This window comes from Streptomyces sp. TAA040, assembly GCF_000424845.1.
Genome location: NZ_KE384255.1, coordinates 1 through 14,075 on the forward strand (window position 1 = coordinate 1; position 14,075 = coordinate 14,075).

Annotated in this window: 16 protein-coding genes; 7 read left to right on the forward strand and 9 right to left on the reverse strand. The window is 73.8% G+C overall.

From position 1 onward, the window contains the following. Positions 1-887 (reverse strand): glycoside hydrolase family 16 protein (locus H300_RS28915; protein ID WP_037981760.1); only part of this gene is annotated, 887 nt, incomplete at its 3' end. 305 nt (positions 888-1,192) lie between these two features. After that, a complete protein-coding gene (locus H300_RS0123570) occupies positions 1,193-2,224 on the reverse strand; it encodes a rod shape-determining protein (protein ID WP_028429352.1) in 1,032 nt (343 codons plus the stop codon). Between the two features lie 241 nt (positions 2,225-2,465). On the opposite strand from H300_RS0123570, the gene H300_RS31315 reads away from it, so the two are divergent. Further along, a complete protein-coding gene (locus H300_RS31315) occupies positions 2,466-3,860 on the forward strand; it encodes a hypothetical protein (RefSeq protein WP_051270340.1) in 1,395 nt (464 codons plus the stop codon). A gap of 20 nt (positions 3,861-3,880) precedes the next feature. On the opposite strand, the gene H300_RS0123580 is transcribed toward H300_RS31315, so the two are convergent. The 4 genes from H300_RS0123580 to rpmB form a co-directional block, all read right to left on the reverse strand. Beyond that, positions 3,881-5,782 carry an ABC transporter ATP-binding protein gene (locus H300_RS0123580; protein WP_028429353.1) on the reverse strand — a complete coding sequence of 634 codons (1,902 nt, stop codon included), beginning with the start codon at positions 5,780-5,782 and terminating at the stop codon, positions 3,881-3,883. 129 nt (positions 5,783-5,911) lie between these two features. Next, entirely contained in the window at positions 5,912-7,018 is a 1,107-nt protein-coding gene (locus H300_RS28935; protein WP_486584023.1) for a DUF3048 domain-containing protein, read from the reverse strand. Positions 7,019-7,145: 127 nt separating this feature from the next. Beyond that, entirely contained in the window at positions 7,146-7,451 is a 306-nt protein-coding gene (rpsN, locus tag H300_RS0123590) for a 30S ribosomal protein S14 (RefSeq protein WP_028429354.1), read from the reverse strand. Positions 7,452-7,453: 2 nt separating this feature from the next. Next, positions 7,454-7,690: a 50S ribosomal protein L28 gene (rpmB, locus tag H300_RS0123595; protein ID WP_028429355.1), complete on the reverse strand. Its 237-nt coding sequence runs from the start codon at positions 7,688-7,690 to the stop codon at positions 7,454-7,456. A gap of 54 nt (positions 7,691-7,744) precedes the next feature. Between rpmB and rpmG the strand changes: the two genes are divergently transcribed. From rpmG to H300_RS0123620, 5 genes are all read left to right on the forward strand, one after another. Beyond that, on the forward strand, positions 7,745-7,909 hold the full coding sequence (gene rpmG / locus H300_RS0123600; RefSeq protein ID WP_028429356.1) for a 50S ribosomal protein L33: 165 nt from the start codon (positions 7,745-7,747) through the stop codon (positions 7,907-7,909). A 56-nt stretch (positions 7,910-7,965) separates the two neighbouring features. Beyond that, positions 7,966-8,220, forward strand: coding sequence for a type B 50S ribosomal protein L31 (locus H300_RS0123605; RefSeq protein WP_028429357.1), 255 nt, complete (start codon positions 7,966-7,968; stop codon positions 8,218-8,220). Positions 8,221-8,309: 89 nt separating this feature from the next. Then, the gene (locus H300_RS0123610) at positions 8,310-9,437 is read left to right on the forward strand and encodes a GTP-binding protein (protein WP_051270403.1); all 1,128 of its coding nucleotides are present in this window, start codon (positions 8,310-8,312) and stop codon (positions 9,435-9,437) included. A gap of 133 nt (positions 9,438-9,570) precedes the next feature. Continuing rightward, the gene (gene rpsR / locus H300_RS0123615; RefSeq protein WP_028429359.1) at positions 9,571-9,807 is read left to right on the forward strand and encodes a 30S ribosomal protein S18; all 237 of its coding nucleotides are present in this window, start codon (positions 9,571-9,573) and stop codon (positions 9,805-9,807) included. Between the two features lie 54 nt (positions 9,808-9,861). Further along, complete coding sequence (locus H300_RS0123620) at positions 9,862-10,245, forward strand: VOC family protein (protein ID WP_028429360.1); 384 nt, start codon at positions 9,862-9,864, stop codon at positions 10,243-10,245. 61 nt (positions 10,246-10,306) lie between these two features. On the opposite strand, the gene H300_RS0123625 is transcribed toward H300_RS0123620, so the two are convergent. Together H300_RS0123625 and H300_RS0123630 are read right to left on the reverse strand one after the other, a co-directional pair. Then, the gene (locus tag H300_RS0123625) at positions 10,307-11,587 is read right to left on the reverse strand and encodes an RNA polymerase sigma factor (protein ID WP_028429361.1); all 1,281 of its coding nucleotides are present in this window, start codon (positions 11,585-11,587) and stop codon (positions 10,307-10,309) included. A gap of 38 nt (positions 11,588-11,625) precedes the next feature. Next, positions 11,626-11,976, reverse strand: a complete 351-nt coding sequence (locus tag H300_RS0123630) for a YciI family protein (RefSeq protein ID WP_028429362.1) — start codon at positions 11,974-11,976, stop codon at positions 11,626-11,628. Between the two features lie 693 nt (positions 11,977-12,669). Here H300_RS0123630 and H300_RS0123635 point away from each other — a divergent pair. Further along, entirely contained in the window at positions 12,670-12,909 is a 240-nt protein-coding gene (locus H300_RS0123635; RefSeq protein WP_028429363.1) for a DUF397 domain-containing protein, read from the forward strand. A gap of 334 nt (positions 12,910-13,243) precedes the next feature. Here the strand turns inward: H300_RS0123635 and H300_RS0123640 are convergent, their stop codons facing one another. Continuing rightward, positions 13,244-13,798, reverse strand: coding sequence for an ATP-binding protein (locus H300_RS0123640; RefSeq protein WP_078516258.1), 555 nt, complete (start codon positions 13,796-13,798; stop codon positions 13,244-13,246). Positions 13,799-14,075 lie beyond the last annotated feature (277 nt).

Sequence of the window (14,075 nt, forward strand, 5' to 3'; positions counted from 1 at the left end):
CCGGTGGTGACGCGGACGTAGTCCACGACGAGTTCGGCGGGGAACTCGGTCGCGGCGTCCGGGTCGCCGGGCCAGTCGCCGCCGACCGCGAGGTTCAGGATGAGGAAGAAGTCGTGGTTGAACGCCCAGGCGCCGCCGACGTCGGCGGGGGTGAGGGTGTGGTGTTCCTGGCCGTCGACGGACCAGGTGATGCGGTCGGGCGCCCAGTCGACGGCGAAGGTGTGGAAGCCGTCCGCGAAGGCCTCGCCGTTCGGCAGGGTGAAGCTTTCGCCGACGCCGCCGGCACCGGAGTAGCCGGGGCCGTGGACCGTGCCGTGCACGGTGCCGGGCTCGTGGCCGACGTTCTCCATGATGTCGATCTCACCGCTGTTCGGCCAGCCCACGTCGCCGAAGTTGTTGCCGAGCATCCAGAAGGCGGGCCACAGGCCCCGGCCCTGGGTCGTCTTCATCCGGGTCTCGACGTGGCCGTACTGGGCGGCGAACTTGCCCGAAGTGTTCAGCCGGGCCGAGGTGTAGTCGCAGGTGCCGTACCAGCACTGGTAGTTGGCCGGGTTCTCCTGGCGGGCGGTGATGACGAGGTTGCCGTTGCCGTCGAGGGCGGCGTTGTCGTTGCCGGAGGTGTAGTACTGGCGTTCGTGGTTGTGGACGTTGTCGCCGGTCTCCAGGTTCCACTTGCCGCCGTCCACGGCGGCGCCGGCGGGACCGTCGAAGTCGTCCTCGAAGACGACGGCGGCGGGAGCGGCGTCGGCCTGCCGGCTCCCGGCGCCGGCGGTCTCACCGGAGGCGGGCCCGGTGGCGGCCAGGGTCAGACCCAGGGCACCGGCCAGTACCGTGGACAGCAGGGCTGATGTGCGCAGACGACGTCGGGGGGTACGTCTGGGGGACATGCGTGCACCTCGAATGCGGTGTGGGGGACACTGCGGGGGTCGCGTGCCGCCGGTCGGCGGAGCGCGGCTCCGGCCGGTGCGGGCAGGGCTCCCCACCGGGCGAGCGGCGCCCGGGCGGCGAAAACCTGGTCCATACCTGTCAAAGCCAGTGCGAGTGAACCGTTGAGAGGATGAGACGTCAAGACTTCCGGCCGTGCTCGTCCCGTCAACAAGTGAATAAACCCGCGCCCCCGGCGGCATCCAGCCCTCCTGAAGACCGACCTGCCGTCAGATTTCGAACGGGAGGCTGCTGCGGTGCGGACCTTTCAGGGGGCGAGCGGGTCGAGGTGCAGGGGCCGGGCCCGCCCCTCGATGAGCGCCGCCATCCCGTTGATCGAACCCGCCGCCGGATCGTCGGCCACCTGCACGAGCATCGAGGTGGCCCTCCGGAGCCGTTCGTCCAGCCCCGGAAGCAGCGCGCTGCCACCGGCCAGCATGATGCCGCGTTCCGCCAGGTCGGCGACCAGCTCCGGCGGGCAGCGGTGCAGCACTCCCCGGATGGTGTCCACCATCGTCGACAGCGATGACTGCATCACCCGGTGCACGTCCTCCGGGTCCACCTGGACGGAACGGGTCTGCCCGGTGGCGACGTCCCGTCCGTGTACGACGGTGCGCACCGGGGCACTCAGGCCGGCCGCCGCGATGTCCAGGTGCAGCGCCCGCACCGCGCGGTGCGGCAGGGTGAGCGCGTACGCGTCCCGCAGGTGCTGGACGACGGCCTGTTCGATGGCGTCGCCGCCCACCGGGACCCGTGCCGCGGCCACGATCGAACCCAGCGAGAGCACGGCCACCTGGGTGGTCGCCGCCCCGCACACCACGATCATCGTCGCCTCCGGCCGCTCGACCGGGAGCCCGCAGCCGATGCCCGCGGCGATCAGCGTGTCCACCGTCTCCACCCGCCGCGCCCCGAGACCGCTCAGCGTGTCGATCGCGGCCCGCCGCGCCACCGGGTCGGCGTCGTACGGCAGGCAGACAGCCGCCCGGAGCACCGCCTTGCGACGCCAGGCCCGTCGGGTCGGCTCACCGATCATGGCGCGCAGCATCCGCTGCGCCATCCGGACGTCGACCACCGTGCCCTGGGAGACGGGCCGGACCACCCGGATGTGGTCCGGCGTACGGCCGGCCATCCGCTCGGCCGGTCCCCCCACCGCGATCAGCGAGCCCGTCCTGCCGTCGACCGCGACGATGGTCGGCTCGTCCACCACCAGCCCCTCCTGCTTGAGGTACACCCTGGTGCGGGCGGCGCCCATGTCCACGGCCACCGTGCAGCGCCGCACCTGCTCATGGCTGAAGGTCACTGTGCATCTCCTCGGGGAGGGTGCGGACGGGACGACCTCCATCGTCGGCCGCCACTCGTGTACCCGCCCGCCGGACTGGGCCGTCCGGGGCCCGGCGGACTGCTGCCCGGCCCGGCCCGGCCCGAGCCGATACTCTTCCCCACTCGGGAGTGCTGCCCCTCCGGCCCGGCGCCCGGTGCGGGGAGGGGGCGAGCACCTCGGGGCCGGGAACGGGGAAGCTGCGGGGAACGGCGGGGAAGACATGAGACAGGCACGGCTGGACGCGTACGCGGATTTCGCCCACCGCGCCGCCGGACGGCTCTATCGCACCGCGTGCCTCCTCACCGGCGGCGACACCCGCCGGGCCGAGGAACTCGTGCGGGAGACGCTGGCCCGGATGTACGTGCGGTGGGCGGGCCGCGCGGAGAGCGCGGACCCGGCCGACCGCGCCGGGACGGTGCTGGTGCGGCGGTACCTGGCACAGGAGCGTGCGCGGCGGCAGCGTGGCGCGGGCCTCGCGGTGGACTGGGTCCCCGAGGGCGCACCGGCCCCGGACGACGGTCCGGAACCGCCACGCGCGTCGCGGCCGGCTGCAGAACCGTGCGGGCGGGAGCTGGAGGCGCTGCGCGGCCTGACGGCCGAGGAACGGGCCGTCCTGGTGCTGCGGCGGGAGGGCCGGAGCCCCCGGGCGATCGCGCGCGTCCTGCGCACCGCCCCGGCGTCGGTGCGGGCCCGTCCCGCCCGCTTGCCGGAGCCGGACGCGCTGCGCGCGGACGACGGCCGGGCGGCGGCGGACGACGGGGAGGGCCCGCCGGCGGAGGGCGGGGCGGACCGCGAGGGGAACCCGGCGGAGGAGGCCGGTGGGGAGAGCCGTATCGACGGGGCCGCGCTGGCCGCCTCCGGGCCGGTGCGCGGCCGGCACCTGCTGCGTCGCCGCGCCGCCGCGGCTGGGGCGGGCCTGGTGACGACGGCCGCGGTGCTCACCGGAGCGGCGCTGCTCCCGGACCCCGCACGCGACGAACGTTCCGCGGCCCCCGACGGCGGGACGGCCCCCGACGCGGACCGCCCCGGCACGCTCGGCGCGGAGACGCTGCGCACCCTGCGGTCGCTGCTCCCCGCAGGGGTCTTCTCCGACGAGGAGAGCACCGGCCCGCAGACTCCGCAGGGCCGCCCCGGCACGCTGTCCGCCCGGCTCGTGTACGACGACGGCCGCGGGGGCGCCCTGACGGTGGTCTTCCTGAACCGCGACCGGCCCACCGATGAGCCCCTCGGCTGCCCGGAGCAGGAGCGGATGGAGTTCGAGGCCTGCGAGCAGACCACCGAGGAGGACGGCTCGGTGCGCTACGTCATGGAGGCCGCGCGCCTGGCGGGGGCCGAGGGCGGCGTCCGGGTCTGGCAGGCCGTCCGCACCGACCCGGACGGCCGGCAGGTGCAGGTCTACCAGCTGAACGCCCCGCGGGAGACGGGTGTCCCGGCCTCCCGCTCCGCTCCGCCGCTCGACCCGGAGGAACTGGGCGCGCTGGCCGCCTCCCCGCGCTGGGAACGGCACCTGGAACGGCTGCCCGCCCCCGTCGGTCCGTCCGGGGGCGACTCGTCCCCCGGCGGTCCTGCGGGCGGCGCGTCCGAAGGCGGCAGGGGCGCACCGTCCGGCGGGTAGGAGCCCACGGGGCGCCGGGCTCACACGGTCAGCGGGGAGTGCTCGTCCCCGGAGGGTCGCGGCGGTTCGTCGAACTGCGTGCGGTACAGCTCCTCGTACCGGCCGCTGCGGGCCAGCAGCTCCTCGTGCGTGCCGCGTTCCACGATGCGGCCCTCCTCCAGGACGAGGATCTGGTCCGCCCGCCGGACGGTCGAGAGCCGGTGGGCGATCACCACCGAGGTCCGTCCGGACAGCGCCTCGGTGAGCGCCTCCTGCACGGCCGCCTCCGAGGTTGAGTCGAGATGCGCGGTGGCCTCGTCAAGGATCACCACTCGGGGTCGCGCCAGCAGCAGCCGGGCGATGGTCAGCCGCTGCCGCTCCCCGCCGGAGAGCCGGTAGCCGCGCTCACCGACCACGGTGTCCAGCCCGGCCGGCAGCGCGGTGATCAGTTCCTCCAGCCTGGCCCGGCGCAGGGCGTCCCACAGCTCCTCCTCCAAGGCGTCCCGCCGGGCGAAGAGCAGGTTCGCCCGGATGGTGTCGTGGAAGAGGTGGCCGTCCTGGGTGACCATGCCCAGGGTGCGCCGCAGCGACTCGGCGCCGAGGTCCCGCACGTCCACCCCGGCCAGCCGCACCGTGCCGCCGTCGGTGTCGTACAGCCGCGGGGCGAGCTGCGCGACGGTGGACTTGCCCGCACCCGACGAGCCGACCAGCGCGACGAGTTGGCCGGGCTCGGCCCGGAAGCTGACGCCGTGCAGCACCGTCTCGCCGCCGCGGGCGTCCAGGGTGGCCACCTCCTCCAGCGAGGCGAGCGAGACCTTGTCCGCCGACGGGTAGGCGAAGTCCACGTCCTCGAACTCCACCGACACCGGACCCTCGGGCACGGGCACGGCGTCCGGGCTCTCCCGGACGAGCGGTTCGAGGTCCAGCACCTCGAACACCCGCTGGAAGCTCACCAGCGCGCTCATCACCTCGACGCGGGCGCTGGCGAGCGCCGTCAGCGGCGCGTAGAGGCGGGTCAGCAGGAGGGCGAGGGAGACCACCGTGCCGGCGGCGAGTGCGCCGCTCAGTGCGAAGAAGCCGCCGAGCCCGTAGACGAGGGCCAGTGCGAGCGCGGAGACCAGGGTGAGCGCGGTGACGAAGGACATCTGGAGCATCGCCGTCCGGACCCCGATGTCCCGCACCCGCTCGGCGTGGGCGGCGAACTCGGCGGACTCCTGCTCCGGACGCCCGAACAGCTTCACCAGGGTGGCGCCCGGCGCGGAGAACCGCTCGGTCATCCGGGTGCTCATGGTGGAGTTGTGCTCGGCCGCCTCGCGGGAGAGCCGCGCCAGCTTCGCCCCCATCCGCCGCGCGGGCACGACGAACACCGGCAGCAGCGCCAGGGAGAGCAGCGTGATCTGCCAGGAGAGCTGGAGCATGACCACCAGCGTCAGCAGCAGCGTCACCAGGTTGCTGACCAGTCCGGACAGTGTGTCGCTGAAAGCCCGCTGCGCGCCCAGCACGTCGTTGTTGAGCCGGCTGACCAGCGCCCCGGTCCGCGTCCTGGTGAAGAAGGCCACCGGCATCCGCTGCACGTGGTCGAAGACCGCGGTGCGCAGGTCGAGGATCAGGCCCTCGCCGATCCGGGCGGACAACCAGCGGGTCATCAGGCCGATCCCCGCCTCGGCGAGGGCGATGAGCGCGATCAGCGCCGCCAGCCACACGACCGTGCGCGGGGGGGCGTCCGCCACGATGGCGTCGACCACTCGGCCCGCCAGCAGCGGCGTGGCGACGGCGAGCCCGGCCGCGACCGTGCTGAAGAACAGGAACGTGCGGATCATCCGCCGGTGGGGCCGGGCGAAGTGCAGGATGCGTCGCAGGGTGGCCCGGGTGAAGGGCCGCTGGTCGTCCGTCGCGTACCGCGCCTTGTACATCGCGTTCCACGCGGTGCTCTCCATGGACATCGCTACCTCCACTGTGGGCCGACACGGACGACGCTATGAGTTGAACAGAGATTCAAGTCAAGCGTGCCCTCGCGGGGAGGTCCGTACCGCCGGCAGGCGTGACCCGGCCAGGGCGCGCGGCCCGGCGGCTCAGCGGTCGGCGTAGACCACCCAGACCTGGCCCGGTGCGAAGGGCATCGGCTCCCCGTCCGGCCGGGTGAAGGACGTCCCCGACCCGGCGGCGGGCCGCTGCCAGGTGGTCTCGTAGGCCCTGCCGTCCCGCAGCACCGTCGCCCGTCCGCGACCGACTGTCTCGATGTACGGCGTCACGGCCCCCGAGAAGTCCGTGAAGCGGGAGGGCCGCATCGTCACGTGCTGGATGACGACCGTCCTCGCGCCGAGCCGCCGCCCGCTGCCCCCCATGGCGGGCGCGCCGTCGAATGACGCCAGCCACCGGGACCCGGAATCCGACCAGGAGAACCCCACCTCGGCCGCGGAGTACCGGACGGACCGCTGCGCCGTCGGCCGCCCCCCGTCCGGCCGCGGCCCGAACCGGAAGCCGATGTCCCCGCCGCGGTCCGCCTGCGGCGCGGCGCGCAGCGCCTCGCGGGGGTCCACGAACAGGTGGTGCGGCGCGGGGCGGTCGAAGTCCCGGAAGTAGGCGCCGGGAGCCACCGAGGGCGGGACCACCTGGTTCGGCGACCGCTCGATCTCACCCCGCAGGTCGCTGCGCACGCCCGAGTACGCCAGGGCGGGGCGGCCGAACTGCGCCAGCAGCTCCAGGTCCGACTCCCGGACGCTGCGCACTGGCCCGACGGCTGCCGGGTACCGGCTCGCGTACACCCCCATCAGGCGGCTCATGCCGCCCTCCACCTTCTCGAAGTACACCAGGTCGGCCTGCTCGACGCCGAGGTGCGGGCGGGCCCGCCGGGCGTTGTCGAGCTTCACCGCCAGCACCTGGCCGTCGTGCGCGGGCATCCCGGTGAACGGCGAGGCCCAGGGCCCCTTGCCGTCCTGCGGGGCCGCCGGCTCGCAGGCGGCCGCCCCCAGCAGCGAGCAGGCCAGCAGCAGTGCCCACACCGTCCGGCGGCGCCCGCGCGGGACGTGCCGCCCCCCGCGCGGGAGGGCGGCACGTCCCGAGGGCGGGGCGGACGGTCCGGCGGGGACGGCTCTCGGCGGCATCGCGTACTCCAGACGTCGGTGACGGTCGGACAGGGATACCTCGGCCGATACCTTCCCGAACCCGGTAGCGGCCATCCGACCGCACCTCTTCACCCCGTCCGGCCGTCCCGCCGCCCGTCCGCCCCCCATGTCGGTGGAGGCGGACTCCGCCGCGCCCCGTCCGCCCGTCGGCCGGTGGCCCGCCCGTTCGCCCCGGCGGGGCCTACCAGCTCGACTTGCGGACGCCGGGCAGGTGGCCCGCGTGGGCGAGCTTGCGGAGGTTGACCCGGGACAGTCCGAAGGCGCGGAGGTGGCCACGGGGGCGGCCGTCGACGCTGTCCCGGTTGCGTACGCGGGTCGCGCTCGCGTCCCGCGGCTGGCGGTTCAGTTCGCGCTGGGCAGCGGCCCGTTCCGCGTCCGGGGTGTCGGGGGACCGGAGGACCGCCTTCAGCGCGGCGCGCCGCGCCGCGTGGCGGGCGACGACGGCCCGCCGCTGCTCGTTCTTCGCGATTTTGCTCTCCTTGGCCATGCTCAGACCTTTCCGCCGCGTGCCCGGATCCGGGCGACGGCTGCTTCGATGCCGAGGGTGTCGATCGTCCGGATCCCCTTGGCGCTGAGCGTGAGGCGGACGTGGCGGCCCTCCGAGGGCAGCCAGTAGCGCTTGCGCTGGATGTTGGGGTCGAACCGGCGGGACGTGCGGCGGTGCGAGTGGGAGATGCGGTTGCCGAAGACCGGTGCTGCGCCGGTGAGCTGGCAGTGGGCGGGCAAGGTGCCTCCTCGCAGGCTTAATGAAAATGGTTTTCGTTTGTGTATAGTACCCCCATGGCTCGCAACGAACTGCGCCCGGTGATCAGACTCCGCTCCACCGCGGGGACCGGCCACACCTACGTCACCCGCAAGAATCGCCGGAACCACCCCGATCGCCTGGTGCTTCGCACGTACGACCCGGTCGTCCGCCGACACGTCGACTACCGCGAGGAACGCTGACCCGTCCGGCCCCCGCCTGGCGCCGGAACCCCGCCCCCCGAAGGAGACAGCCCGACATGCAACCCGGCATCCACCCCGAGTACCGGCCGGTCGTGTTCCGCGACCGGGCCGCCGACTTCGCCTTCCTCACCCGCTCCACCGCCACCAGTGCGTTGACCGTCGAGTGGGAGGACGGCCGCACCTACCCCGTCATCGACGTGGAGATCTCGTCCGCGAGCCACCCCTTCTACACCGGTACCGCGCGGGTGCTGGACACCGCCGGACGAGTGGAGCGCTTCGAGCGCCGCTACGGCCGGCGCGAGGCCCGCTGATGGCCGGCCGGCCCGCGTCCGACCTGCCGTTCCCCTCGCGTGCGCCGCGCCCGCACGACGGCCGGCTGCCGGTGGTCGTGGTCGGCGGGATGCACGCCACCGCCCGCCGGACGGTGGTCGACCGGCTGCTCTCCGAGGTGCCCGGCAGCGTCGCGCTGCACCACGACCTGGCCACCGCCGGGCGCGGAGCCGTTCGCCGGACGGTGCGCGAGGCGCGCGGGCTGCTGGACACCGGGGAGGCGCCGCTGGTGAACGACTGCGCCTGCTGCGCCCTGCGCGAGGACCTGCTACCGGAGTTGGAGCGCCTGGCGGTGGCCGGTCTCTGCCGACTGGCGGTGGTCGAACTGTGGGACTCCGTGGAGCCCAAGGCGATGGCCGAGGTGGTGGCCGCGCACGGCGGGTCCGCCCTGCGGCTGTCCGGGGTGGTGACGGCGGTGGACCCGGCTCTGGCGCTGCCGTACCTCGCGGACGGCGTCGACCTGGACGAGGCCGGACTGGCCGCTGCCGCCACCGACCGCCGGACGGTCGCGGACACCTGGGCACGGCAGGTGGAGTACCCCGCAGTGCTCGCCCTGGTGGCAGGCGAGGACGCGGCCGACGCCGGCGACCTGGCCCTGCTTGCCCAGCTCCACCCGACCGCCGCGCGGATCGAGGTCGCCGCGGACGCACCGGCGGCGGACCTCGTCCGCGCCGCCACCGCGGGTTTCGACGTGGAGAGTGCCGCGGCTCGGATGCATCCGTCCTGCGCGCTGCTGCCGCAGGACGACTCGGCTGAGGGGGTGGACACCTTCGTCTGGCGCCAGGTGCGTCCGTTCCACCCCGGCCGGCTGCACGACGTGCTGGAGGAACTGTGCCGGGCGGCGGCTCGCAGCCGCGGACGGTTCTGGCTGGCCGACCGACCGGACACGCTGCTCGCCTGGGACGCGGCCGGGGGCGCGCTGTGCGTCGAGGATGCCGGGCCCTGGCTGGCGGCGCTGCCCGACGCGGCCTGGGACGCGGTCCCCGCGGTACGTCGTGCCGCGGCGGCGCTCGACTGGCACCCGGAACACGGCGACCGCGTGCAGCACCTGGTCTTCGTCTCCCCTGACCTGGACCGCGAGGGGCTGTGCCGGCTGTTGGACTCCTGCCTGCTCGACGACGCGGAGTACGCCGCCGGGTCGGCGGCCTGGCGCCACCTGCCGCACGCCTTCGACGGACTGCTCGACTTCGCGGCCTGAGGGTGTGCGGTGAAGCATCGCGCTTCCCCGCACACCCTCGGGGCCACCGCCCGCCCGTCGGTCCGCCGACGGGGCGACCGGCCCCGGCTCGCGCCCCCTTCCCCGCCTCAGCCGCCACACCGCGAGGAGCACCATGGCACACCGTCGGCAGCCGGCCAGGCCGGTCACGCCCCGCCCCAACCCCCTCGATGCCGCGGGCATCACCTACATCGACTACAAGGACACCGACCTGCTGCGCAGGTTCCTCTCCGACCGAGGGAAGATCCGCAGCCGCCGGGTGACCCGGGTGACGGCGCAGCAGCAGCGGCTGCTCGCCCGGGCCGTCAAGAACGCCCGGGAGATGGCGCTGCTGCCCTGCGCCCAGCGGTAGCCCGACCGCTCGCCCGGCCTTCGGGGTGGGGGCGTCCCGCCTACACTGGCGGGCATGGCATGCCGCATCAGTGAACTGGTCATCGACGCTGCCGACCCCGAACGGCTCGCCGCGTTCTGGGGTGAGGTCCTCGGTTACGTCGAACTCGACCGGGAGAGCGACGGCAGCATCGAGATCGGGCTGCCCGGCACTGGTTTCGGCGGCCCGCAGCCCACCCTGGTTCTCAGTCCCAGCAGCGACCCGCGGCCCGGGAAACTCCGGATGCACATGGACGTCAGCGCCACCGACCGCGACCAGGACGCCGAACTGCAGCGGCTGCTCACCCTCGGCACGACGCCCGTCGACGTCGGCCAGACCGGTGCCGAGAGCTGGCACGTCCTGGCCGACCCGGAGGGCAACGAGTTCTGCCTCCTGCGCACCCGGCTCCCGTCCGCCTGACGACCGTCCGGCCCGGGCCCGCGCGCACGTCGGAGAACGCGGAGGCGGTCACCCGTGGCGGTCACCCGTCGGCGCTGCCGTCGGGCCCCGAGGGCAGAACCGCGCGCAGCCGCTGCCTCAGACGGGTGCGTTCGGGGCCTGTTCCGGTCAGGTCGAGCGCCTTGCGGTACGCCGCGGCGGCTTCGGGCAGCCGGTCGAGCTGCTCCAGCAGGTGCGCACGGGCGGCCGGGTAGGGATGGTGGTGACGCAGGGCGGGCTCTGCCGCCAGCTCGTCGAGGAGGACCAGGCCTGCCTGCGGTCCGTCACGCATCGCCACGGCAACTGCCCGGTTGAGTGCGACGACAGGGGAAGGGGCGAGGGCGAGCAGCACCTCGTACAGCGCGACGATCTGCGGCCAGTCGGTGCTCGCGAGGTCGGCGGCCTCGTCGTGGAGGGCAGCGATGGCGGCCTGCACCCCGTACGGACCGGGCGCCCCGCCGGTGAGCGCGAGCACCGCCAGGCTGCTGCCCTCCTCGATCATCGCGTGGTCCCAGCGGGCGCGGTCCTGGTCCTCGAGCAGCACGGGCTCGCCTTCGGGTCCGGTTCGGGCCCCGCGTCGTGCGTGGACCAGCAGCATGAGGCCGAGCAGTCCGGCCACCTCCCGCTCCGCAGGCATCAGGCGGCGCAGGATTCGCGCCAGCCGGATGGCCTCCTCTGCGAGGTCGGGGCGATGCAGCCGCGGGCCCGAGCTCGCGGCGTACCCCTCGGTGCAGAGGGAGTACAGGACCTGGAGCACGCCGGGCAGGCGTTCGGGTAGTTCGTCGGCGCCGGGCACACGGAACGGGATGCGGGCTCCGTGGATCTTCTTCTTCGCCCGTACGATCCGCTGGGCCATCGTTGCGGTGGGGACGAGGAAGGCCCGCGCCACTTCCGGTGTGGTCAGCCCGGCCAGGCAGCGGAGGGTCAGCGCGGTGCGGTCCTCGGCGGCGAGGGCCGGGTGCGCACAGGTGAAGAACAACTGCAGGCGCTCGTCGGGCAGCCCGCCGTCGGAGTCCGCGGGTGGGGAGGAACCGGCGCGGTCCGCCTCCACCTGCAGGACGGCGAGGCGAGCGGCGTACCTCTGGTCCCGTCGCAGACGGTCGACGGCCTTGCGCCGGGCCGTGGTCACGAGCCAGGCCCCCGGCTTGTTCGGAACGCCCTCGACCGGCCAGTGCACCAAGGCCATCTCCAGCGCCTCGGAGGCAGCCTCTTCGGCCAGGTCGAGATCACCGAAGCGCCGGACAAGGGAGGCCAGCAGCCGGCCGTGTTCCTCACGGAACACCGCTTCCACGGAGATCCGGGCGAGTATCCGGTGCGGCTCCACGGGGGCGCCGGTGCCGGTGCCCCCCTCGTCCCTCACGGTCAGGCCCCGAAGTCGGCGATCGGACGCACGACGACCGATCCGGTGCCCCGCGAGCCGGGGCACCGGGCGGCCCATTCGAGTGCGACGTCCAGGTCCGGGACGTCGATCACGTAGAAGCCGCCGAGGACCTCACGGGTCTCCGCGAACGGCCCGTCGGTGACGGTGGGCTTTCCGTCCTGGTCGACCCGAACCTTCGTGGCGGTGACCAGGTCGGCCAGCGACTCGCCGGAGACCCAGATGCCCGCGTCCTTCACTGCCTTGTCGTAGGCCATCCAGTCTTCGACGCCGCACTCGGCGGCGCCGCCGTTCTCGTCGGTGGCTCCGGCGTTGATCAACAGCATGTACTTCATGGTCGACTCCTGTCAGGGGGCTGGTGGTCCCGTGCGGCGTGGCCGCCGTTCGCCATGACGACGAACGGGCCGCGGCCGGATCGACATCCCGTCTCCGCCATTCTCCGCGACCGGTCCGCCGGCTGCGACAGGGCAGGAGGCCGGGGCAGACGCGACGGTGGGCGGCGATAGGTGATCTTCCGGTGCCCAGGTCCCGGCACCCGCGGGTCCGACCCCGCACCGGACCGTCGTTCGCGATCCTCGCCTTCCGGGATGTGTGCGCCCACCGGGTGCCCACTCGCGCCGCGCGCAGGGTCCGGCCTCCTACGGTGTCGCGACGCACCCTCGACCGCGATGCCGTCGGTCGCCGCCGGGGTCGGCGGCGCGGAGGTAACGGGGGCGGTACCGCCCGTGACGTGGTGGGTGCGACACCGCGCGCGGGAACCCGGGGGCGGGCGCCCTCGTCCTAGCGGGAAAGGTGTGTGTGCGGAGCAACGGATCCCGCGTCGGATGGCGCTGAGGCGTGGTCGCCTGTGACGCTCGTGACGCCTGTGGCGCGCCGGGCCTGAGTGGCGGTGGCTCGCACTCCGTATCTCTGACCGGGGGTGATGGCCTTGCGACGGTCCGTCGTGCACGTGCATCGACTCATGCATTTGCACGTGAACGGGGTTACCATCGCTGATAGTTGGGAACTGAACTACCCGGGAGAGCCCTATGCAGCAGGCACGGAACGGCATGGCCGCCAAGGACCTCCAGGGGGTCACCTGGCAGAAGAGCCGGCACAGCAACTCGCAGGGAACCTGCGTGGAGTTCGCCAAGCTCCCCGGCGGGGACGTGGCGGTCCGCAACTCGCGTTTCCCGGACGGCCCCGCGCTCGTCTACACGCCCGCAGAGGTGGAGGCGATGCTGCTCGGCATCAAGGACGGCGAGTTCGACCACCTGATCAGCGGCTGACCCCGCGAGGGGCCGGGCCCGCGTGCGGGGAGTTCTCCTCCCCGCGGCGGCCGGTCACCGGGTGTGCGCCGCGCCGTGCCGCCGCCGGGTCCTTGCGGCCGTCGACGTCCTGAGTCGGCCGGGAGGGCCCGGCGGTGCGTCCGGACGCGACCCGGCGGACATGTTCCGGGCAGAGGCGACCGGGGTGGACGCGATCCGGCGCGGGCGCCGGGGCGCCGGATACGCGGCACGGCCGGCGGACGGTACGGGAGGCGGGAGCGGTGGCACGGGTGCGTGCGGGGGTGCGGTCGACAAGAGGACTCCCGTCGACCGCACCCCCGCGCCCGTGCGTCGGTCAGGCCGAGCCCGCGGCGGTGGGCCCCGCGCTGCCGAGGCCCACCCGGAAGAGGGCCCAGACGACCTTGCCCGGGACGGCGCCGGTGAGCGGCTGCCACCCCCAGCTGTCGCTGAAGGACTCGACGAGGAAGAGTCCGCGTCCGGATTCCGCGGTCGTGTCGGCGAAGTCGGCCAGGGCCGCGAACGGGTCGTTGTTGTCGTGGGCGGAGACGGGGGCGCAGTGGCTGGGGTCGCGCACCGCGCAGACCAGCCGGGACGACCAGCGCATCAGGTGCAGCCGGACCGGAGCGTCGAGGCTGCCGGACGCGGCCGCGGTGGGCAGGCCGTGCCGGAGGGCGTTGGTGACCAGTTCGGAGACGACGAGCGTGACGTCGTCGCAGTGCGACGACAGACCCCAGCCGCTCAGGGTGTTCCTGGTGAACTCCCGCGCCGTCTGCACCGACTCGTACTGTGACGGAAGTGCGCTGGACGCGGCTCCGGCCAGTGCGTCCGGGTCGAGCGGAGGGAGGCCCTGCCATAACGGCTCAAGCACGGTGGTTCCTTCAGTCCCCACAGCGAGGTACCCCCTGGCTTGTGACGGAAGCGGAGGTCCGGTTAAGGACCAGACGGTTGCGCGGCCCGATGGCGCCGGGAGCCCAAACTCTCGTGCACGCGGTGCACTTGGGCTGCTCCCATGGTTGCCAATGTGCGCGACGGATGCAAGGGCAGATGCACGTGCACGCGTAACTTTCGATCGTGTGTAATCGGACGGGCACTCAACGGAGCGCGAAGATGGCAGACTGCACACCCGTTCTGGGGCGGTCGTGGGATCGATGGAGGGGTATATCCGG

Coding starts and splice junctions, on each gene's coding strand:
- rpsN (WP_028429354.1), bottom strand. CDS start 7,451: ATGGCCAAGGAGAGCAAAATCGCGAAGAACGAGCAGCGGCGGGCCGTC.
- rpsR (WP_028429359.1), top strand. CDS start 9,571: ATGGCACACCGTCGGCAGCCGGCCAGGCCGGTCACGCCCCGCCCCAAC.
- rpmG (WP_028429356.1), top strand. CDS start 7,745: ATGGCTCGCAACGAACTGCGCCCGGTGATCAGACTCCGCTCCACCGCG.
- H300_RS0123630 (WP_028429362.1), bottom strand. CDS start 11,976: ATGAAGTACATGCTGTTGATCAACGCCGGAGCCACCGACGAGAACGGC.
- H300_RS28935 (WP_486584023.1), bottom strand. CDS start 7,018: ATGGCCGCTACCGGGTTCGGGAAGGTATCGGCCGAGGTATCCCTGTCC.
- H300_RS0123620 (WP_028429360.1), top strand. CDS start 9,862: ATGGCATGCCGCATCAGTGAACTGGTCATCGACGCTGCCGACCCCGAA.
- H300_RS31315 (WP_051270340.1), top strand. CDS start 2,466: ATGAGACAGGCACGGCTGGACGCGTACGCGGATTTCGCCCACCGCGCC.
- H300_RS0123605 (WP_028429357.1), top strand. CDS start 7,966: ATGCAACCCGGCATCCACCCCGAGTACCGGCCGGTCGTGTTCCGCGAC.
- H300_RS0123580 (WP_028429353.1), bottom strand. CDS start 5,782: ATGTCCATGGAGAGCACCGCGTGGAACGCGATGTACAAGGCGCGGTAC.
- H300_RS0123610 (WP_051270403.1), top strand. CDS start 8,310: ATGCACGCCACCGCCCGCCGGACGGTGGTCGACCGGCTGCTCTCCGAG.
- H300_RS0123635 (WP_028429363.1), top strand. CDS start 12,670: ATGCAGCAGGCACGGAACGGCATGGCCGCCAAGGACCTCCAGGGGGTC.